The organism is Bacillus sp. TH50 (assembly GCF_016650565.1).
GTDB classification, from domain to species: Bacteria; Bacillota; Bacilli; order Bacillales; family Bacillaceae_G; genus Bacillus_A; species Bacillus_A mycoides.
Genome location: NZ_JAEKFM010000007.1, coordinates 490,521 through 509,649, shown reverse-complemented (window position 1 = coordinate 509,649; position 19,129 = coordinate 490,521). Strand labels below are relative to the sequence as shown.

Genomic DNA, 19,129 nt, shown 5'->3' with positions numbered 1-19,129 from the left:
TTTTAATATACTTTTTCATAATGATAGTAAGATTTCTTGAAAATCATCAACAGCTTGAGCCTGATGCAATTTTTCTATTATAGTTTGATTAGACATAATATCATATAAAAAATCATAAAGCTTTTGTAAATCTTCATTATTATTGCGCTTCACACTAAATAAAATAATAACTTGTACTTTTTTATCTCCCCAGTCAATCGCCTTATCGAGTGTACAAAACATCAAAAATGTCGTATCGCTTAATAATTGCATCGGATGCGGAATTGCCACTAAGTTTCCAACCGCTGTAGGAGATGTGTTCTCTCTCTCCATAACAGAAGCATAAAAGTTTGCGGGTACATAGTTTTTCTCAGCAGCTTTCTCACATAAAAACTGAATAACCTCTTCTTTCGTAGAAGCACTACGATTTAAGAAGATCAAATCTTCCTTAATATATTGCTGCATACTATCATTCACATGTGTAAATAACTGCTTACCAATTGATTTAATCTCTTTATCATCAAATATTGAGTTTACCTTTATAACCGGAACAGGCAAACCACTCGGTATATGAATCGTACTAATAATACAATCTATTTTATCTTTATAAAGATCTTCCACTTTCAATTGATAGTACCCTGTAATACCTACAATCTCTAGTTTATCTCGGAAATGTGATAGAATTTTATATTTCAGTAGTTGTGCACTCCCTTGACCAGTTGCACAAACTAATAAACATCTTTTCTTTTGATTATTTTCCTGCAAGCGGCTCATCGCCCCACCAAAGTGAATGGCAATATAACCAATCTCACTCTCTGGAATGGATTCACCCGTATATTCACCAATTATATCTCCAACGAGAACTGCAATTTCAAAAGCATATGGATAATTTTTTTTCACTTCTGCCAAAAGAGGATTTCTCGTATTTAACTTATATCTCAAACGATTTAATAACGTTTTTAAATGAACACCAAAACCAAATAATAATTCTTCATCGTAATAAAAAGTAAGATTCCGTTCTTCCGCTACTTTGAAAAGAATATGCTGCATGAATGCATATACGTCTTTCCCTAATAGCTCTTCTACATTTTCATAGCGATCTCTCGCTGTAACAGCAGTACTTAATAAATGCATCGTCACATATAAAATTTCTTCTTCTGGAAATTGAAGTTTTAGCTCTTCCCCTAAATTCCCTAAAATCTGTTTCGCAATTTTATATTCTTTCTTTATTATAAGTTCAGATTCCTCTACATGCAGTGCTTGAATGTAATGATCATCCCTGCATCTCTTTAAAGCAATCGCAATATGAATTGATAAATTATCAATTTCTATATCTGATAAATATATCGTTCCTCCCTCGATATACTTTAATATAACTGAGCGGATGAGAGAAATATGGGGTAACGATAAATATGTGTCCGTCTGCTCATAGTTCTCATGAAACGGAGTATGGTCATAACGCGGCAAACCATATTGTGATAAACAAGAACGAATATTAAATTCTTCTCCTACAATACGTATACCATAATATGGTCTTTTTTCAATTTGTAACTCATAGCGACTACAAATATCCGTAACATCTTTCATAATTAAGTTTACAGTAGATTTACTCACATAAATCTCTTCCGCTAGCTGTGAAAGTTTCACATACCCATCTGTCGTTAAAATACGGTGTAAAATATACGCTACTCTTTCTTCATAAGAAGTTGGAATCTTTTCTGTCTGTTTTTGAAATACATTTACACAAAAATCTTCAAACTTCTTAGTTTGTATAATTTCTAGCTCGTACCCATTCCCTCTTTGTGATTCAATTTTCGCTCCGTGTTCTTCCAATATATCATTTAATAATTTTATATCCTTTTGAATCGTCTTCGTTGATACGTGTAAACGGCTCGCTAAAAAAGCTCGATTTAACATCGATTTCTCTTCTAAAAACTCCTCTAAAATGGAAATTAATCGCTGATGCACTTTTGTCATAGCTCTTCCTCTCGCTCTTTATATAAAAGGGAAAAAGCCACTGAAATCAGTAGTTTTTTCCCTTTTATCCCGCGTTCATTATTTCTTTAGCGTAAATCCAAACTTATCCCAAGCTTGTAAATAATCTAATAAGAAGATTTCTTCCTCTATAATTCGGCCAACTACATTTGTTTTTCCTGTATTCACCATATCTTTTAAAGCAATTTGCAATTCACCTTTATATTGGCCATATTGCTCATTATCAATTAAAAGATCGCCACGCTTAATTTCACGCGTATTATGCGGTTTAAACTCTTCTTTTTTATATTTCACACGACTTTGTGTAGAACGAATCATATATTCAGATACATCCCCGCGATAAAAATGAGGTTCTTCTAATACGATAATTCTTTCTAAATCTGTTGTTGTATCATATAGTTCTATATCAAATGTTTGTTTCTCTTTATTTAACGCACCTAGTGCTTGTAATTCTTCTTCTGAAGCATAAGCATTCGCAATAATAACATCATCAATTAATTCTGTTGCAAACAAATGCTTCGCCTGTGTTGTCATCGGTAATTCGCGATGCTGCTCTAACGTACATAACCCTTCTGTTACTGGCCAAGGTCCGTATGTTGCATCAAATGATGAAATAAAAGCAGCCGTTCTCATACCGTAATCTTTAAATTGTTTCGAGCATTTAATGAAATGATCGTATGATAATCCTGAATAACGATGCGGATAGAAATTATGACAGCCAATTAAATTTTCACGATTTGGTCTATGACTCATAATGTTATCTACATACTTCGTACCGTTACTCATATTAATCTCAATTTTTAAACCGTATGGATTGTACGTCATAATCGATTCTTCTAATCCTGAGAAACCAACATCTAAACGAATACCGTAAGCACCTAGTTCATGGAAAAACGATAAATCATTATAAGAAATACCTAGTTGCTCAAAAACAGACGGACTAATATCAACTAATACTTGGAACCCTAATGCATTTGCATGAGAGATCGTTTCTTTAAACTCTTCTATAATTTTCTCTTTTTCGCCATCTACAGATAGTAAACATGTGAATACACGTGTAAATCCGTATTTACTCGCTAATGTTACATACTCTTTATCTTTCTCTACTGTCGAATGTTCTGGATAAATAGAAATACCTAATCGTCTCATATGTACACGCCTCTTTCTTCATCATATTGTAAACCTTTTCAAATATATTTAGCGAAAAAGTATGTATCTCCTTTTCTTCCACTACAATTTGAATCCGCTTTCTTTAAAGAAAAAATAATTTCTATCATTCATAACAACTACTAGTCTATACATCTATACTTTACATCTTTTTTTCATAGTTGTGTAGCTTTTACACAAATTTGTCAGTTTTTTCGCCTCGAAAATTGTTATACGTTTTCAAGGCACCTTCCTTGACTGTTACGTTGACCAATACATATACTCGAAAGAATAGAGAAAACTTTTATATAGGGGATGAATATATGGGAGAGGCAGTACTCGTAAAACGAGAACCGTTATGGACAAAAGAGTTTATTGCGCTAATTCTAGCAAACTTATGTATGTTTTTAGGATTTCAAATGTTAATTCCAACTTTACCTGTTTATGTGAAAGAAATTGGGGGCACAAGTTCAAATATCGGATTCGTTGTCGGCATGTTTACCGTTGCAGCACTTTTTATTAGGCCGCTAACTGGAAATGCCTTGCAGAAATTCAACAAAAAAATCATTTTAATGATCGGTACCGCTATTTGTTTACTCGCTATGGGCAGTTATCTTTTCGCTTCAACCGTTTTCCTATTGCTTGCCGTTCGAATTTTACACGGAGCTGGTTTTGGTATTACAACGACTACATACGGAACTGTCGTTTCAGATTTAATTCCGCAAGCTCGCCGCGGAGAAGGCATGGGATACTTCGGTCTTTCTGGAACTATTGCCATGGCGCTCGGTCCGCTTATTGGACTTTGGCTTATGCAAGCATATAACTTCACGATTCTTTTTTTATGTGCACTTTCATGCACAATAGTTTCATTAATATTAACGAAACTACTTCAAATCAAAAAATCGCCGCAACCACCACAGCAAACATCTGGTACCTTTCTCGATGGGTTTATTGAGCGTAAAGCTTTACTTCCTTCACTATTAATATTATGTATTACATTAATGTACGGGGGAATTGGGAGCTTTATTACATTATTTGCTACAGAAGTCGGGATTGCTGATATTAGCCTCTTCTTTTTATTTAATGCACTTGCAATCGCTGTAACTCGTCCGTTTTCTGGAAGATTATATGATACGAAAGGCCATACATTCGTCATCATTCCAGGAGTTATTATTACGTTTACAGGTATTATTTTGCTGTCGTATACAACTACAATTCCGAGCTTAATTATTGCCGCAGCGTGCTACGGAAGTGGTTTCGGAGCAATTCAACCGGCACTACAAGCATGGATGATTGACCGAGTAGCACCGCACCGGAGAGGAGTAGCAACAGCAACATTCTTCTCAGCATTTGATCTTGGAATTGGTGCTGGAGCGATTATTTTTGGATTCATTGCACACTTTACCAACTATGCAACTGTATATCGATATTCCTCTCTATTACTTATCGCTTTTCTTTTCATTTACATCACAAGCTTACGGAAGCAAAAACAGGGGGATAAAACAAAAGAAAAAGCCGTTGGGTAATGCTAATTGGTTCTTTTTCGAAGTACTTGGACCAAAAAATCATGTATACACATTTGTAAAAGCAGTGGATTCCTAAAAAAATCACATTGCTTTTTCATTTTCACTTAATACATTCATTTCAAACCTCCCCCGTTTCCCTACATATTTTTCTAACTTTAATCAAAAAATATGCAAAGAACCATCATCATAACAAAATAAAATTCCAATCCGCATATCCAGTTGGGTAGTTTCCCTTCACCTATTTTTACTATCCGAAAATAGTGTGATAAATGTGACTTCTTTACAAACCGATCAGATATATCATCTGAAAAACCAATTAAATCCAGGTGTTTCTTTAAAGATTTGTAAACTTTTTATCACTTTGTAAATTTAGTGTAAATTTTACTGATAAACCGTTTACAGTGTCTCAAGGTTTAGTTAATAATTACATCGTACATGAAATTTAAGGAGTGGAATGCGTGGAATACAATATTCAAGATATGATCTTCCAGTTCATTGGTGGATTAGGTATTTTCTTATTCGGGATTAAATACATGGGCGATGGACTGCAACAAGCAGCTGGAGATCGTCTTCGCGATATTCTAGATCGTTTTACAACAAACCCTCTTATGGGTGTACTAGCAGGTATGTTAGTTACAGTATTAATTCAATCAAGTTCAGGAACAACCGCTTTAACAGTCGGACTTGTAAGTGCTGGATTTATGACATTAAGACAAGCAATCGGTGTTATTATGGGTGCGAACATCGGAACGACAGTTACTGCATTTATTATCGGGATTAAAATCGGAGAATACGCTCTCCCAGTTATGGCAGTTGGAGCTATCTTACTATTCTTCTTTAAAAATAAAAAAGTACATTCTGTAGGTCAAGTCGTATTTGGGTTTGGTATGTTATTCTTCGGTTTAGAATTAATGAGCGCAGGTATGAAGCCTCTTCGTTCTTTAGAGTCATTCCAAGAATTAATGGTTAGCATGAGTGATAATCCAATTTTAGGAATTGTTGTTGGTACAGTCTTCACTTTAATTGTACAAAGTTCAAGTGCGACAATCGGTATTTTACAAGAACTATTCGGCCAGGGTGCTATTGATTTACAAGCTGCTCTTCCTGTATTGTTCGGTGATAACATCGGTACGACAATTACAGCCGTATTAGCAGCAATCGGTACTTCAATTGCAGCAAGACGTGCAGCATTAGTTCACGTTATCTTTAATATAATCGGTACCATTATCTTTACGATTATATTAATACCATTTACAAGTTTAATTCAATATTTCCAAACGTCATTAAACTTAAATCCAGAAATGACAATTGCATTTGCACACGGGACGTTTAACGTAACGAATACAATCATTCAGTTCCCATTCATTGCAGTATTAGCATGGATTGTAACAAAACTTATTCGTGGTGAAGATGCATCTATTAACTTCAAACCACAGCATTTAAATCCAATCTTTATTGAGCAATCTCCAGCGATTGCTTTAACAGAAGCTCAAAAAGAAATTATTCGTATGGCTGAGTTTTCATTAGATGGACTAAAAGAAGCTAATCAATTTTTAAATACACAAGACAAAAAACACGCTAACATGGCTACTCAATTAGAAGGAGCTATTAACAATTTAGATAAAAAAATTATCGAGTATTTAGTTTTACTATCAGAAAAACCACTTTCACCTACAGACTCTGAAAAACATTCAGTTTTAGCAGGTGTTGTTGGAGATATTGAACGTGTCGGTGATCATGTAGAAAACCTTGTAGAACTTGTAGATTTCCAAATTTCAAACCGTGTTTCACTATCAGATGAAGCACTAGCTGAATTAAATGAAATGCTTGAATTAACAATTTCAACATTACAAGATGCAATCAATGCTTTAACAAACTTTGACACTGAACTAGCTCAAACCGTTATTGCAAAAGAACGTAAAATTGACCAAATGGAACGTGTTTTACGTAAACGCCATGTGTTACGTCTGAACGAACGTAGCTGTTCAGGTGATGCAAGCATCATCTACGTTGATATGGTAAGTAACTTAGAGCGTATCGGTGATCACGCTGTAAATATCGCTGATGGTGTTTTAGGTGAACAAGGAAAAGTAAATATAAAACAATCATTATAATAGGAAAGAGACGCTAATTTAAGCGTCTCTTTTTCAGAGTGTTGGGAAACCCTTTAGGGTTCCCAACACTCTGGAATCTTTTTTGATTTTAGCGAAAGAAAACAACAAAAAATAGTAGAATTTAGAAAAATAGCCCTCCACCAACCCCTTTTTGGTTAGATGGAGGGCTATTTTTTTCATGTTTTGACAAGCGGCGGTGAGGTAAGCCTGCATTTGGACAGATTTCAGCCCTCGAAACCGAGCATATCGATAGCCATGTAGTTCTTTTGCATCCGCAAAGCTTCGCTCTATAGTTGAACATCGTACTTTATACAACTTTTTCCCTGTAGCTGTTAGTTTGTTTTTTCTAGCGATATCTTTATATTTCTCCCATATATGATGGGTGATAACTTTTTGTTTTTGTTTCTTTGAAAAGCATACCTCACGTAGCGGACAAACAGCGCAGTCTTCTGGATTCGATTTATATTGACGATATCCTTCGCGATCCGTTGTCGCATATTCTAAAATACATCCCATCGGACAAGCAAATGCATTCATTTCTTCTACATATTTAAATTGGCTTTTCGGTACTTCTTTATTTCTCTTTCCAAATCGGCGATACCCCATCACCATAAATATATTTCTTTCTGATAACTTCTTACAGATATATCCTGTAAAATAGCCTGCATCAAGAGCTACAGCTTCCACTTCAAACCCGAATTTATCAACTTGAGCTTGTAGACGTGCTAAATACGGCTCGGAATCTGCCATATTTCCAGCCGTTATATAGGTATCTGTAATAATATTGTACTTCGCATCAGTCGTACGATGATCTAAAAAATGAAAACCGTTCGGTTTTCCATCTCTCATTAAAAATCCACTATCTGGATCCGTTGTACTTATCCGAGTTTTTTAGTAGGGGTATCACTTTCCTTTCTAGGTTTTAATTCTTTTTTCCGTGCGCCTCACGATCTTCGATTACCGCAGCTTCTAGTTCATCTATATAGAACTTTGCCTTTTCTTTTTTATATTTATGTACAAATTTATTTTTATTGGCATTGGCCTTAATGTGTGTGGAATCTGTCATCAACGCACGTCCTCCTACCATACGGCGCTCCGTCGCTTGTCTCACAATCTCATCAAAAATTTCTTCGAAAATATTTGTATGAACGAAACGAGTACGGCGATTCCAACTGATTGTAGAATGATCTGGAATTGTATCTGATAGAGAGAACCCTAAAAACCAACGGTAGGCAATGTTCGTTTTAATCTCCTTTTCCAATTGACGCTCAGAACGAATACCATAAAAATATCCAATAAACATCATCTTAAATAAAACGATAGGATGGATTGACGGACGGCCATTGTTTTCACAATAATAAGGGCGTAACTTCTCCTCAATAAAATCAAAACTAATTGTCGCTTCAATCGCACGAAGGAAATGATCTTGTGGAACCAATTCTTCTACAGAAACAGATACACGCTCGTCGCGATGATTTTTTAAAGCACCCATCATAAGAAATCTCTCCTTTTCCTCTTTTTTATCAGTGTTGACACATAAAAAGAGGTTCAGACACAAAAATAGGCTGTGGAGAAGGCTTTCTCCACAGCCTGGGAAAGAGACGCTAATTTAAGCGTCTCTTTTTTCATTTCATCTTTACAACCGTTCTTCCTTTTAACTTTCCTTGCAGTATAAGTACAAACTTCTCATCTAATTCTTTTAATGTACATTCTTCTGTATAAGATAATAGCTCTGAATTTTTCCACTCACCTGCTAGCAATGCCCACACTTCTCTTCTCACATCTACTGGACATTGAACTGAATCTATTCCTAAAAGGCTAATCCGATACGATAAACTTAACTAAATCTATACAATTCAATCAAATTTACACAAGTTAGTGCTTCATCGTGTTCTCGCAACCCCGAAGGGACGAGGGGTATAACACTCCACACGAGGCAGTATCGTTACCTCCTATTATCAAGCATTTATTTTACCCATCTTGATAAATTTATCGAAGCATTTACATCCCTATCGTGATGGCTATTGCACCCAACACAACACCACTCACGTATTTTTAAACTCCACTGTCCTTCTGGTTGAACTGAATGGTCGTATTTTACTCCGCAACATGAGCAAATCTTGCTTGAGGCGAACCATTTATCAGCTTTTACATACTCGATGCCATATTTCTCACACTTGTATGACAAACATTGAAAGAAGAAGTTTAATTTTTGAAATGAAAATGCTTTCGATAGTTTTTTGTTTTTTAACAGGTTTGAGATAGGTAAGTCTTCCACAACAATTTTCATTGGTTTGGTTTTCACCAATTTTGCTGTTGCTTGATGGATATGGTTATTTCGGATATTCGTAATTTTCCTAGATAACCGCAGGTGCTCCGCTTTAGCTTTTTCATATCCGGCAGATTGAATTTTTACACCTTTTTTAAATCTCCTAGACATATCTCTTTGCGCTGACTTTTTCCTTTTCAAAAGTTTTTTAACCTTAGCATCTTTATTTATATTTCGTTCTTTCATACCATTAGAAGCCACAAACAGCTCTTTTAAACCAACATCCACACCAATCGACTCATTGGTTAGCTCTTGTAATTCAAAGTCTTCTTGGAACCCTACACTAATCCACCAGTGACGACCATCAAATGTAACTCTTGGATTGGATGGCTTTTTGTTTCTTGGTAGTTGTTGGCTTGTTTTCACTTCTCCAATAGACTGAATATGAACTACTTTCTTTCCTATAATCAGTCTTTCATAATTGGCATAAAATCCTTGGATTAAATCTTTTTTGGATTTATAAGAAGTGTGATAACCATTTTGGTACTTTTCGAACGAATTTTTTCGCGCCTTGTCAAAATCTTTTGAAGCCTGTTTGGGAACTTGTGCGTTGATATTTTTTAACCACTCATATTGCTTTCGCTTCTTGATCTTTGTAAATCGTTTCTGTAAAGCTAACTGTGAAACAGATTTTCCAAATAGCTTATAGTATCTATCACTCATTCTTTTACAATAGTTATAAGCAAATCTTGCAGCTCCAGCATGGTTTCTAAGCACTTTTTCTTGTTCAGGCGTTGGAATCAGTCTGACTTTCTTCGCCAATATCATCAGAATTTAACTCCTTTAATGAAAGATTTGTTCTTCTGAATAGTAGCGTGTTCCACCAGCATTCTCCTTAGACTACTCGGATGCAAACCTGTTAATTCTGATACTTGACTAACTCGTGAAAATTTCATTATGATTCTCACCTCATTGAACCAAAAATAGCACATACGTTCTATATTTTCAATGAAGTTTGATAGATTCAATAAAATTTATCTTGTTCAACTAAGGGCGCAATTCCTTAGCCAGTTCTCTTATGAACTTCTCATGTTTTCACATGAGCGCAGACTATATGTTTATCTACTTAGAGATAGAGGATTTTTCCACCACCATAGGCTTGTGATGTACTCTCGTCAGTTATACGAGATAGTCGTTGAACGTTCATCTTATCCATTTTGACTTAGATGATTCGAGGCGGAAGACCCATTGTTCTAGTGTTTAGGATTTAACCTTGCACGATCTGATTGATTTTTTCTGCTTTCGCGACATTCGCGCTCGCTATTTCTAGCCACGCTGTAGTTCAATCAGCTTTAGGGATTGCCCGCAGTTACCCCTCACTACTAGCCAATCACTTGACTAGCAGGGCTTACTGATATATTTAATTAACTTTAGTTATAATTGGTTAAATAAATCGTAACAGTTAGTTACCCTCGTAATATGAATGGGTATACAGTTGTATTTAATTCATGCCCTGCTACGTTACCACACGTTGTTACACAGCCTCCATACTTAACTACCTTTAAAGAACTTTCTAACATGCTTCCGCCTACGGTATCGACAACCCCAGCGTATATTCCTTTAAGCATCGGTCTTCCTGATTCATCACTCAACTCCGCACGATGAATCATCTTTTTTGCACCTAAACGTAGCAGCATCTCTTTCTCTTCCTTTTTCCCAGTTGATCCTACTACGTCATATCCTAGCTTCGCTAAAATGCTAACTGCTGCACTGCCTACTCCGCCCGTAGCACCCGTTACTAAAACATCTCCCATACTAGGCGTAATTCCCGCTCTAATGAGCTTATATACCGATAAGGCAGCTGTAAAACCGGCTGTCCCGTACATCATACTTTCCTTCAAAGACATTTCTTTCGGTAAAGGAACAACCCAAGATGATGGCACGCGAATATATTCTCCGAAACCACCAGAAGTATTCATACCTAAATCATATCCAGTTACCATAACTTGATCGCCTTCCTGAAAGGCGTTATTTTCACTACTAACTACCTCTCCCGCTGCATCGATACCTGGTGTATGAGGATATGTTCTCGTTACACCTTTATTACCCGTAGCTGAAAGGGCATCTTTATAATTTAATGAAGAATAATAAACAAGTATTAATACGTCTCCTTCAGGTAAACTATTGACTTCTCTCTCAACAAGCTTTCTTTCAAATTGATTATTTTCTTTTTCGTTCACGACAATTGCTCGGAATGATGTATGATTCATTATGCTCTCTCCTTCATCCGTAAAATCTTTCTTTATTATATAAGAAATACACATACAGCTAATCACATCTTATTGGCTATATTTCAACAAATCTTACTTCTCTATCACTTTCTCACAATACATATTTTCATTTCTACTAAAACACATTATACTTGTTCTATATCTTAAAAATAAAATATAGAAAATCTGACTTTTTATAAATAAATTGAATTTTTACGAAATGTAAATGATTTGTAATGTTTTTTTTCGCTAAATTTCATTATAATAAGTGGATATGAGTGTCGTATTTCAATTCAAATGAAGGAGTACAAGAAATGGAGCAAAACCCATCTTTGCAAGAAAATACACGAACTAAACCGAAAAAAAGTAAGAAAAAAACAAAAATTATTATAAGCGTTATTCTATTAGTTTTAATAATAGGTGGCGGTTATACTTGGTTTTTAGTAAATAAAGCATCTTCTGCTGTTCGAAATGCCGCTCACGATTTAGCGCGCGGTGATAAATCTGATTTACGTGATAAAGCTGTAAAACCTATTACAAATAACGTCTCTGTCTTAATAATGGGTGTTGATGAAAGCGATGTCCGTGGGAAAGAATATGGTGAAGCTATAAGAACGGATGCACTATTACTTGCAACGTTTAATAAAGATAGCAAAACTGTAAAACTATTAAGTATTCCACGAGACACGTATACTTATATTCCAGTAGAAAAGAAAAAAGATAAAATTACACACGCTCATGCATTCGGTGCTACCAAAAACGGAAAAGATGGTGGACCACAAGCAAGTATTGATGCAGTTGAAAAATTAATGAATGTTCCTGTCGATTACTTTGTAAAATTTAACTTTAAATCATTCATGAAAATCGTTGATGATTTAGGTGGCATTGAAGTTGATGTACCAGTTGAATTTACTGAACAAGATAGTAATGATAACGCCGATGCAATTCACCTGAAAAAAGGTGTTCAAAAGTTAAATAGTGAAGAAGCTCTTGCTCTTGCTAGAACACGACACGTTGATAGTGATGCGATGCGTGGTCAACGTCAGCAACTCGTTATCGAAGCCATTTTAAAGAAACTAACAAGCATTGGATCCGTAACAAAAGTTGGTAACATCATTGATGATATTAACGGACAATTCGTTACAAACTTAACATTCGACGATATGCTTTCATTCTATAAATATGGAGCAGATTCTTCAATTGAGAAATTACAAATTGAAGGTGAAGATTGTTACATGGCAAAAGGTGATGATACATGTAGTAAGTCAGCTGGTGGTGGTCGAACTTACTACTACAATCCAGATAAAAAAGAATTAGCTAATGTTACAAACGAACTTCGTAGTCACCTTGGACTACCTGCCTATACAAAATCTGATTCTGATTCGAAAAAAACAAGCTCAGAGAAAACAAAAGAATCTACGTCTAAAAATACGAGTGAACGCGAATCAAGTAACGATGAAACTCAAAATAAGAATAACAGTGAAGATACAGAAACATCGTCTAATAACAATGAATAAAGTGAAGCAGTGCTCTATGGAGGTAGAGCACTGCTTCTTTTTAATGCTTCCAAAACAAAAAATCAGAACTTTCCAACTATCTTTTTTAATATTTTTAAATTATAATAAATAATAGTAATCTATTCCAATTACCAGGGGGCTCACACATATGAAAGCTGCAGTAAAACATAACATTTCAGATTTTAAAGAGTACTTAAAATCAAACGATATATACATGGAAGAAAATATAGATGAAAATGATGGTTCGGTACATTTTTCAGTAGGATTAGAAACAGAAGCTGGCGCAAAAATTCAGCTTATCGCTGCTTTCCAAAGCGAACATCCTGCTGTGGATATATACTGCTTCAATGTTGCTCTTGTACCTGATTCAACATCAACAAATGATATTTTACATGTCATCAATGAATTAAACACATCTTATCGATTTGCAAAATTCACGCTAAACAAACAAAATGCAATTGATATTTCAACATCTCTTGCATTCTCAGAACCAAACTTTAATCCCGCACTTGTCTTTGAACATACGAGAATGCTATATAAACTGGCAAACGATGAATATAAGAACTTAATGAAAGTTATTTGGGCGTAAATAAAAAGATGGTGCTACAAGAGCACCATCTTTTTATTTCGATATCATATCAACCCACATCTTTATCGCAGTTCCTACAATTAAAGTAGACAATACGTATTGCAAAACTTTTTGATTCACTCTCTTCCCTACTCTCACCCCAAGCGGAGCGGCAAATAAACTTGCTATCGCAACGATAAGAGCCGGAATAACAACTATTTGTCCAGTAATCACTTTCCCAGTAGTAATTCCTATCGAGGAAATAAAAGTAATAGCGATAGATGTGGCTATTGTCGTACGTATCGGTAGTTTTAAAACAACTAGCATAATCGGGACTAAAAGAAACGCACCACCAGCCCCAATAATGCCGGAAACACTTCCTACAATAAACGCTAGCAAACTAGCGAGCCACTTATTGTACGTAATTCCTTCTGTCCCCTTACGATTGCTTCGCTTCGGTATAAACATCATAATAGCCGCAATAGTAGCTAGTAATGTGTAAACAACGTTTACAGCATGCTCATTTAATAGATTCGCACTAAAGCTACCTACAAAGCTTCCTATTAATATACTAGCTCCCATATACACAACTAAAGTTTTATCCATATCGTTACTTTTCCTATACGCCCACGCGCCTGCAAAAGTTGCAAAGAATACTTGAATCGCTGTAATACCACTTACTTCATGTGATGTATATCCAGCAAATCCTAGCAATACTGGAATGTATAAGATCATCGGATAATTAATAATTGCACCGCCAATACCAACCATTCCTGAAATAAATGATCCTATAAAACCAATAATAAAAAGTAGTACTGTTAAACTCATATTGTATCCCCTGCCTTCTAAAAAGAAGGTGATTTAAATAAATAAATTCACATTCCCATCCGAAGCATCTGCTAAATATGCACCTACTCCTGCAAACTCTACCCCTTCCATAATCTCTTCCTCTTTTAACCCTAATAAATCTACTGTCATTTGACAAGCTACAAGTTTAACTCCCTGTTCTTTCGCCATATCAATTAAATCTGGCAAAGGCATCGCATTATGCTTCTTCATAATGCCTTTAATCATCTTTGGCCCCATACCAGCAAAATTCATTTTTGATAATCCCATCTTATCAGCGCCGCGCGGCATCATTTTTCCAAACACTTTCTCTATAAACGTTTTCTTTACTTTCACATGCTCATCTTTCCTAAGGGCATTTAAACCCCAGAAAGTATGAAAAATAGTCACCTCATGATCGTACGCCGCTGCACCATTTGCAATAATATAAGCTGCCATCGCCTTATCATAATCTCCACTAAATAAAACAATCGTCGTTTTCTTCTGTTGTTCCATGTTGTTATCCTCCTAATTACCTATGGGGGTATTTTAAAAATTGTGAAATGGCTCAAATTATCTAGCTACACCTGATACTACTTTCCCCTTACAAAGCGTTCATACCGCCTGAAACATTTATAATGCGCTGAAACCCTAATTTTTTTAATACTTTTGCTGCTTGCTTACTTCTCATCCCGCTCTGACAAATAACAATCACTTCCTTATTTTTATCTAACTGATTTACTTTACTAGCTAACTCATTTAGTGGGATATTCTGAAATCCCTTCATATGATTTCCTCTATATTCACCTACTGTACGAACATCGACAAATTGTTTTCCCTGTTTTCCCACTATACTCTTTAATTCTTTTCCATTTATATTTTGAACACCTTTCACCGGTAAAAAACGCGAAATAACAAACCATGCAGCAAGTACAATGAAAGGCGTACTTAATATTGTATTCATATAACCAACCTCTCCGCCTTTACAAAACTAGTTCTTCACTACGCCTTCTTAATCCAAAACTTCAGTACATCGTCCTCTATATTATGCTTTACTATTTCATGACCGCCTGTTTTTGACCATGCTGGAATATCTTTTACTGATCCTTTATCTGTTACATGTACTTCTAATACTTCTCCAGTTTGTAAAGCATCCATCGCTCTCTTCGTTCTTACAATCGGCATTGGACATGCTAAACCTTTGGCATCTAATACTTGTTTTACATTCATCATCTATTCCTCCAGTTTGTTATTTTATAATGAATCATGAACTGCACAACGATTTGGGCCAATCTCCATTTCACGCTCTTCTTCCACACTCGGATAAATCTTACCCATATTCGTTTGACGAATTTCTTCATAAGCATTCGGCTGAGGCGGTAAGTTCTCTGTCACAGTTTTACGAAACTCTCCCTCATCAACAATATTTAACCCTACATTCTCCTTAAATAAATCTTGTAAATGCGCATTCACAATGCCTCTGTCGTCCATTTCACTTATTTTTGAATAATGAGCCGGTAAAACAATTAAATCTTGAGACAGTTCCTTATAAAGTTTATATAACGTATTTCGTAAATCACTCACCCAATCTTCAGCCTTCCCAGCAAGATCTGGACGGCCAATTGAATCTACAAATAAAATATCACCTGATAATAAATAGGAATCATCTACAATAAATGATGTACTTCCAATCGTATGCCCCGGTGAGTATAATGCATCAATTTCAATTTTGGTACCCCCCACCGTAATAACAGATCCTTCAACAAGCGGTTTATATGAGAAAACGACTTCCTCCGCATCTTTTGGAGGTAACCAATACGTACCACCTACTTTTTCAGCTAACCTACATCCTCCAGAAATATGGTCTGCATGTAAATGTGTATCCATGACATTCGTAATAGTAACGCCATGCTCTTCCGCAAAATATTCATATGCTTCAACCGTTCTGACTGCATCAATAACTGCTGCTTCACCGTTTGAGACGATCATATAAGATAAACAGCCTTTTCCAAGACGGTTAAATTGATATACACTTCCTCCGCCCTGTACATCTCCTACTTTTAACGGCTTTACATATTCACTCCAAACTTTCATACCACCAGCTAAATAATAAACATCATTGAATCCGGCATGTAACAATTGCTCTGCGACAAACTGCGAAGAACCTTCTTTCGCACATACGACTAAAATTTCTTTCTCCCTCGGCAATTCATCTACAATATGATCTACACCATCTAATAAGTCAAAATACGGTTTATTTATAGAAGAAACTTGTTTCCCTTCAATTTTCCAATCTTCATAGTCCGTTTCATTACGAACATCTAAAATAAACAATTCTCCGAATAAAACTTTCTCTGCGACATCTTTTGCTTGTAACAGTTTAACACTCATTCAATTACCCCCTGGGGTATATTTATATTTAAAAAATTTTATTTTTCTATATTTCCTTGCCACTCTAACATACCTGGAATAACATTTTTCACGTTTGAAAAACCTCTCTCTTTCAACACTTGGCAAGCTACATCACTACGGTTACCAGTTCGGCAAACAACATAAATTGGTTTCGCACTGTCTAACATAGCACTATCTAATTCACCTAACGGCACCGAAATTGCGGATGGAATATGACCAAAGACGAATTCCGCTTCTTCACGAACATCTAATACAGTGCACTCTTCACCACTTAATAATTTATTTTGCAATTCCCCATTCGTAATTGTATGAGGATACTTCACAACTTCATTTACTTCATGTTCATGGGCTTTTCGTACATAATGCTTTAATATATCTCCCTCTTGTTTCGTTCCAATATATTGATGCCCTACTTTATTTGACCAACTTTGTATATCTAACGTCGATCCTTTATCCGTCGCCTCTATTTCAATAACTTGTCCTGATGCCAATCCTTCCATCGCCTTTTTTGTCTTCACAATTGGCATCGGACAAGCCAAGCCTTTACAGTCTAAATTCATATCAACTTTTATACTCATAATCATTTCCTCCCTAATCAGAATACATATACCTGTAGGGGTATAATAAAATGTTTTTGAAAATCTGTCAACACATATGTTTGACAGATTATCGGCTTTTTACAAGTAATTGAACGGCTTCTTTAATTAACTCTTCATTTGAACCATTACCTGTTTCAAACTGCTCGCGCAAACATTGCTCTAAATTTGTTCCAACAACGAGTCCAATTGTACGATCAAGTGCAGAACGGGATGCAGTTAACTGTGTAATAACATCTCGGCAATCTTTTCCCTCTTCCATCATGCGAAGCACACCACGCACTTGACCTTCAATACGTTTCAATCTATTTTTCATATCTTGATTATATTCCACTGTAGATCACCTCCGTAATTATAACTATATTATACATTACTTTGTAACTTTGTATAATATCATATACCCTTAAGGGTATATTGTAAAGTTGTTTGTTTTTTTGAAACCTCTTAGAGTATAATAAAAATGCAAAAGCCACTAACTTTATTGGCTTTTGCATTGCTCAACTACACTGCTGGATAGTCCAATTAATTCATTCCATTTACGAACGAACGAAAGAATCAACCGTTTTATTATCATACTTCCTATAATCTCTTTGTAAAACTATAATCCATTTCTCCACCTAACGCTTCAGGTGTATCACCAGTTTCTCTAAAATCATGTGTATAAATTTGTTCAAATGAACCGAAATCTACTTGCTTATAAAATTCGAAACAAGGGAATCCATCATGTTCTCCTTGAATATCGATACTACTATCCTTGTTCACACATACAGTTAATAAATAGTCCACAGGAGGGGCATACACATTTAACGGATTACTAGCGCTTGCACTCATTTTAAATTGCACACCATCAGAATTCCATGAAATATCCGTACACACAATATTTTCAGTACTCGCTTTTCCTGTTCTTTTATTCACAGAACCATCTGGATTTGTAATCTTCTCTGTCGTAATACCCGTGTTTGCATATGAAAACACTTCTTCTTTATAAAAGTCCACTACTACCTCTTGCTCAACTCTAGAGCGCATAGTATTTACCGCATGTGGTGTAAATTCACGTGAATCACCTTCGAATTGGATTACTCTTCCTGTTTGTACATCCTTACTCGGTTCCGTCCAAGACACTGGAATAAATACACTGGCTCTAATTTTAACGATATTAGTCATAAGAAACACCTCTATAATTTTATTTTAGATACTGCATAATATTGAGTAAAACAGACCACAATTTCGCTCCCATAATCAATAGCGTTCTCTTTTGCATTAGCTACTTCCTTCTTAAAAATAGCGCTATATTTATATCTAGATTGTCGTTTTAAAGCTATATTCCATTTCTCCAGCTAGTGCTGCTGGGGTATCACCGGTTTCTCTGAAATCATTTGTATATATTAATTCAAATGAACCAAAGTCGATTTGTTTATAAAATTCATAGCAAGGAAAACCATCATGTAAACCTTCAACATGCACAGTACCACTTTCATTAACTCGTATAGTCAAAAAATAATCAGCTGCAGGTGCTGCCGCGTTTAACGGATTACTTGCACTTGCTCTCATTTCAAATGAAACTTCATCTTCACTCCATACAATATTTGTACATGCAATGTTTTCTGTACTTGTTTCTCCTTTTTGATACTCAATTGAGCCATCTGGATTTGTAATTTTCACAGTGACGATACAAGCATCTGCATATGTGAAAATCTCTCTTTTATAAAAATCAATATTCACTTCTTGTTCTAATCTTGAACGCTTTGTGTTCACAGCGCACGGTGTAAACTCCCGTGCATCTCCGGCATATTCAAACACTCTTCCCGTCGCAGGATCCTGAATAGGTTTCAGCGAAGCATACGGTGCAAATACACTCCCTCTAATTTTAACGATATTAACCATGTGAAACCTCCATAATTCATTGATTTTA

Annotated in this window: 16 protein-coding genes and 3 pseudogenes; 4 read left to right on the top strand and 15 right to left on the bottom strand. The window is 35.6% G+C overall.

Features of this window, described 5'->3' with window-relative positions; translation table 11 throughout:
* Window positions 1-15 precede the first annotated feature (15 nt).
* Both JFU23_RS19710 and JFU23_RS19705 read right to left on the bottom strand, forming a co-directional pair.
* Complete coding sequence (locus JFU23_RS19710; RefSeq protein ID WP_088035188.1) at window positions 16-1,956, bottom strand: BglG family transcription antiterminator; 1,941 nt, start codon at window positions 1,954-1,956, stop codon at window positions 16-18.
* A gap of 78 nt (window positions 1,957-2,034) precedes the next feature.
* On the bottom strand, window positions 2,035-3,123 hold the full coding sequence (locus JFU23_RS19705) for a DUF871 domain-containing protein (RefSeq protein WP_201032515.1): 1,089 nt from the start codon (window positions 3,121-3,123) through the stop codon (window positions 2,035-2,037).
* Between the two features lie 320 nt (window positions 3,124-3,443).
* Here JFU23_RS19705 and JFU23_RS19700 point away from each other — a divergent pair, with 320 nt between their 5' ends.
* Together JFU23_RS19700 and JFU23_RS19695 are read left to right on the top strand one after the other, a co-directional pair.
* Window positions 3,444-4,646, top strand: a complete 1,203-nt coding sequence (locus JFU23_RS19700; protein ID WP_002029919.1) for an MFS transporter — start codon at window positions 3,444-3,446, stop codon at window positions 4,644-4,646.
* A 458-nt stretch (window positions 4,647-5,104) separates the two neighbouring features.
* Window positions 5,105-6,760, top strand: coding sequence for a Na/Pi cotransporter family protein (locus JFU23_RS19695; RefSeq protein ID WP_085309332.1), 1,656 nt, complete (start codon window positions 5,105-5,107; stop codon window positions 6,758-6,760).
* 33 nt (window positions 6,761-6,793) lie between these two features.
* Here JFU23_RS19695 and JFU23_RS19690 read toward each other — a convergent pair.
* The 4 genes and pseudogenes from JFU23_RS19690 to JFU23_RS19675 form a co-directional block, all read right to left on the bottom strand.
* Window positions 6,794-8,255, bottom strand: a pseudogene (locus JFU23_RS19690) (IS1182 family transposase).
* Between the two features lie 130 nt (window positions 8,256-8,385).
* Window positions 8,386-8,583 (bottom strand): annotated as a pseudogene (locus tag JFU23_RS19685) (oxidoreductase); the annotation flags it as partial.
* Between the two features lie 143 nt (window positions 8,584-8,726).
* Window positions 8,727-9,857, bottom strand: a complete 1,131-nt coding sequence (locus JFU23_RS19680; RefSeq protein WP_201032514.1) for an RNA-guided endonuclease InsQ/TnpB family protein — start codon at window positions 9,855-9,857, stop codon at window positions 8,727-8,729.
* A 641-nt stretch (window positions 9,858-10,498) separates the two neighbouring features.
* A pseudogene (locus JFU23_RS19675) lies at window positions 10,499-11,299 on the bottom strand (YhdH/YhfP family quinone oxidoreductase); the annotation flags it as partial.
* A 314-nt stretch (window positions 11,300-11,613) separates the two neighbouring features.
* Between JFU23_RS19675 and JFU23_RS19670 the strand changes: the two are divergent.
* Together JFU23_RS19670 and JFU23_RS19665 are read left to right on the top strand one after the other, a co-directional pair.
* On the top strand, window positions 11,614-12,816 hold the full coding sequence (locus JFU23_RS19670; RefSeq protein WP_201032513.1) for an LCP family protein: 1,203 nt from the start codon (window positions 11,614-11,616) through the stop codon (window positions 12,814-12,816).
* A gap of 148 nt (window positions 12,817-12,964) precedes the next feature.
* A complete protein-coding gene (locus JFU23_RS19665; RefSeq protein WP_002029912.1) occupies window positions 12,965-13,405 on the top strand; it encodes a hypothetical protein in 441 nt (146 codons plus the stop codon).
* A 33-nt stretch (window positions 13,406-13,438) separates the two neighbouring features.
* Here the strand turns inward: JFU23_RS19665 and JFU23_RS19660 are convergent, their stop codons facing one another.
* From JFU23_RS19660 to JFU23_RS19620, 9 genes are all read right to left on the bottom strand, one after another.
* Window positions 13,439-14,212 (bottom strand): sulfite exporter TauE/SafE family protein, encoded by a 774-nt coding sequence (locus JFU23_RS19660; protein ID WP_002029911.1) that lies wholly within the window; start codon window positions 14,210-14,212, stop codon window positions 13,439-13,441.
* A 33-nt stretch (window positions 14,213-14,245) separates the two neighbouring features.
* Complete coding sequence (locus JFU23_RS19655; protein ID WP_016093281.1) at window positions 14,246-14,725, bottom strand: DsrE/DsrF/DrsH-like family protein; 480 nt, start codon at window positions 14,723-14,725, stop codon at window positions 14,246-14,248.
* A gap of 88 nt (window positions 14,726-14,813) precedes the next feature.
* Window positions 14,814-15,173 carry a rhodanese-like domain-containing protein gene (locus JFU23_RS19650; RefSeq protein ID WP_201032512.1) on the bottom strand — a complete coding sequence of 120 codons (360 nt, stop codon included), beginning with the start codon at window positions 15,171-15,173 and terminating at the stop codon, window positions 14,814-14,816.
* 38 nt (window positions 15,174-15,211) lie between these two features.
* Window positions 15,212-15,442 carry a sulfurtransferase TusA family protein gene (locus JFU23_RS19645; RefSeq protein ID WP_002125390.1) on the bottom strand — a complete coding sequence of 77 codons (231 nt, stop codon included), beginning with the start codon at window positions 15,440-15,442 and terminating at the stop codon, window positions 15,212-15,214.
* Window positions 15,443-15,463: 21 nt separating this feature from the next.
* On the bottom strand, window positions 15,464-16,600 hold the full coding sequence (locus tag JFU23_RS19640; RefSeq protein ID WP_201032511.1) for an MBL fold metallo-hydrolase: 1,137 nt from the start codon (window positions 16,598-16,600) through the stop codon (window positions 15,464-15,466).
* Between the two features lie 38 nt (window positions 16,601-16,638).
* Complete coding sequence (locus tag JFU23_RS19635; RefSeq protein WP_201032510.1) at window positions 16,639-17,199, bottom strand: sulfurtransferase TusA family protein; 561 nt, start codon at window positions 17,197-17,199, stop codon at window positions 16,639-16,641.
* 88 nt (window positions 17,200-17,287) lie between these two features.
* Window positions 17,288-17,551: a metal-sensitive transcriptional regulator gene (locus JFU23_RS19630; protein ID WP_000456201.1), complete on the bottom strand. Its 264-nt coding sequence runs from the start codon at window positions 17,549-17,551 to the stop codon at window positions 17,288-17,290.
* 245 nt (window positions 17,552-17,796) lie between these two features.
* Window positions 17,797-18,381, bottom strand: a complete 585-nt coding sequence (locus tag JFU23_RS19625; protein ID WP_201032509.1) for a DUF3238 domain-containing protein — start codon at window positions 18,379-18,381, stop codon at window positions 17,797-17,799.
* Between the two features lie 135 nt (window positions 18,382-18,516).
* Entirely contained in the window at window positions 18,517-19,101 is a 585-nt protein-coding gene (locus JFU23_RS19620) for a DUF3238 domain-containing protein (RefSeq protein WP_201032508.1), read from the bottom strand.
* Window positions 19,102-19,129 lie beyond the last annotated feature (28 nt).

Coding starts and splice junctions, on each gene's coding strand:
- JFU23_RS19625 (WP_201032509.1), bottom strand. CDS start 18,381: ATGACTAATATCGTTAAAATTAGAGCCAGTGTATTTATTCCAGTGTCT.
- JFU23_RS19665 (WP_002029912.1), top strand. CDS start 12,965: ATGAAAGCTGCAGTAAAACATAACATTTCAGATTTTAAAGAGTACTTA.
- JFU23_RS19710 (WP_088035188.1), bottom strand. CDS start 1,956: ATGACAAAAGTGCATCAGCGATTAATTTCCATTTTAGAGGAGTTTTTA.
- JFU23_RS19645 (WP_002125390.1), bottom strand. CDS start 15,442: ATGATGAATGTAAAACAAGTATTAGATGCCAAAGGTTTAGCATGTCCA.
- JFU23_RS19650 (WP_201032512.1), bottom strand. CDS start 15,173: ATGAATACAATATTAAGTACGCCTTTCATTGTACTTGCTGCATGGTTT.
- JFU23_RS19620 (WP_201032508.1), bottom strand. CDS start 19,101: ATGGTTAATATCGTTAAAATTAGAGGGAGTGTATTTGCACCGTATGCT.
- JFU23_RS19660 (WP_002029911.1), bottom strand. CDS start 14,212: ATGAGTTTAACAGTACTACTTTTTATTATTGGTTTTATAGGATCATTT.
- JFU23_RS19640 (WP_201032511.1), bottom strand. CDS start 16,600: ATGAGTGTTAAACTGTTACAAGCAAAAGATGTCGCAGAGAAAGTTTTA.
- JFU23_RS19700 (WP_002029919.1), top strand. CDS start 3,444: ATGGGAGAGGCAGTACTCGTAAAACGAGAACCGTTATGGACAAAAGAG.
- JFU23_RS19655 (WP_016093281.1), bottom strand. CDS start 14,725: ATGGAACAACAGAAGAAAACGACGATTGTTTTATTTAGTGGAGATTAT.
- JFU23_RS19670 (WP_201032513.1), top strand. CDS start 11,614: ATGGAGCAAAACCCATCTTTGCAAGAAAATACACGAACTAAACCGAAA.
- JFU23_RS19635 (WP_201032510.1), bottom strand. CDS start 17,199: ATGAGTATAAAAGTTGATATGAATTTAGACTGTAAAGGCTTGGCTTGT.
- JFU23_RS19705 (WP_201032515.1), bottom strand. CDS start 3,123: ATGAGACGATTAGGTATTTCTATTTATCCAGAACATTCGACAGTAGAG.
- JFU23_RS19680 (WP_201032514.1), bottom strand. CDS start 9,857: ATGATATTGGCGAAGAAAGTCAGACTGATTCCAACGCCTGAACAAGAA.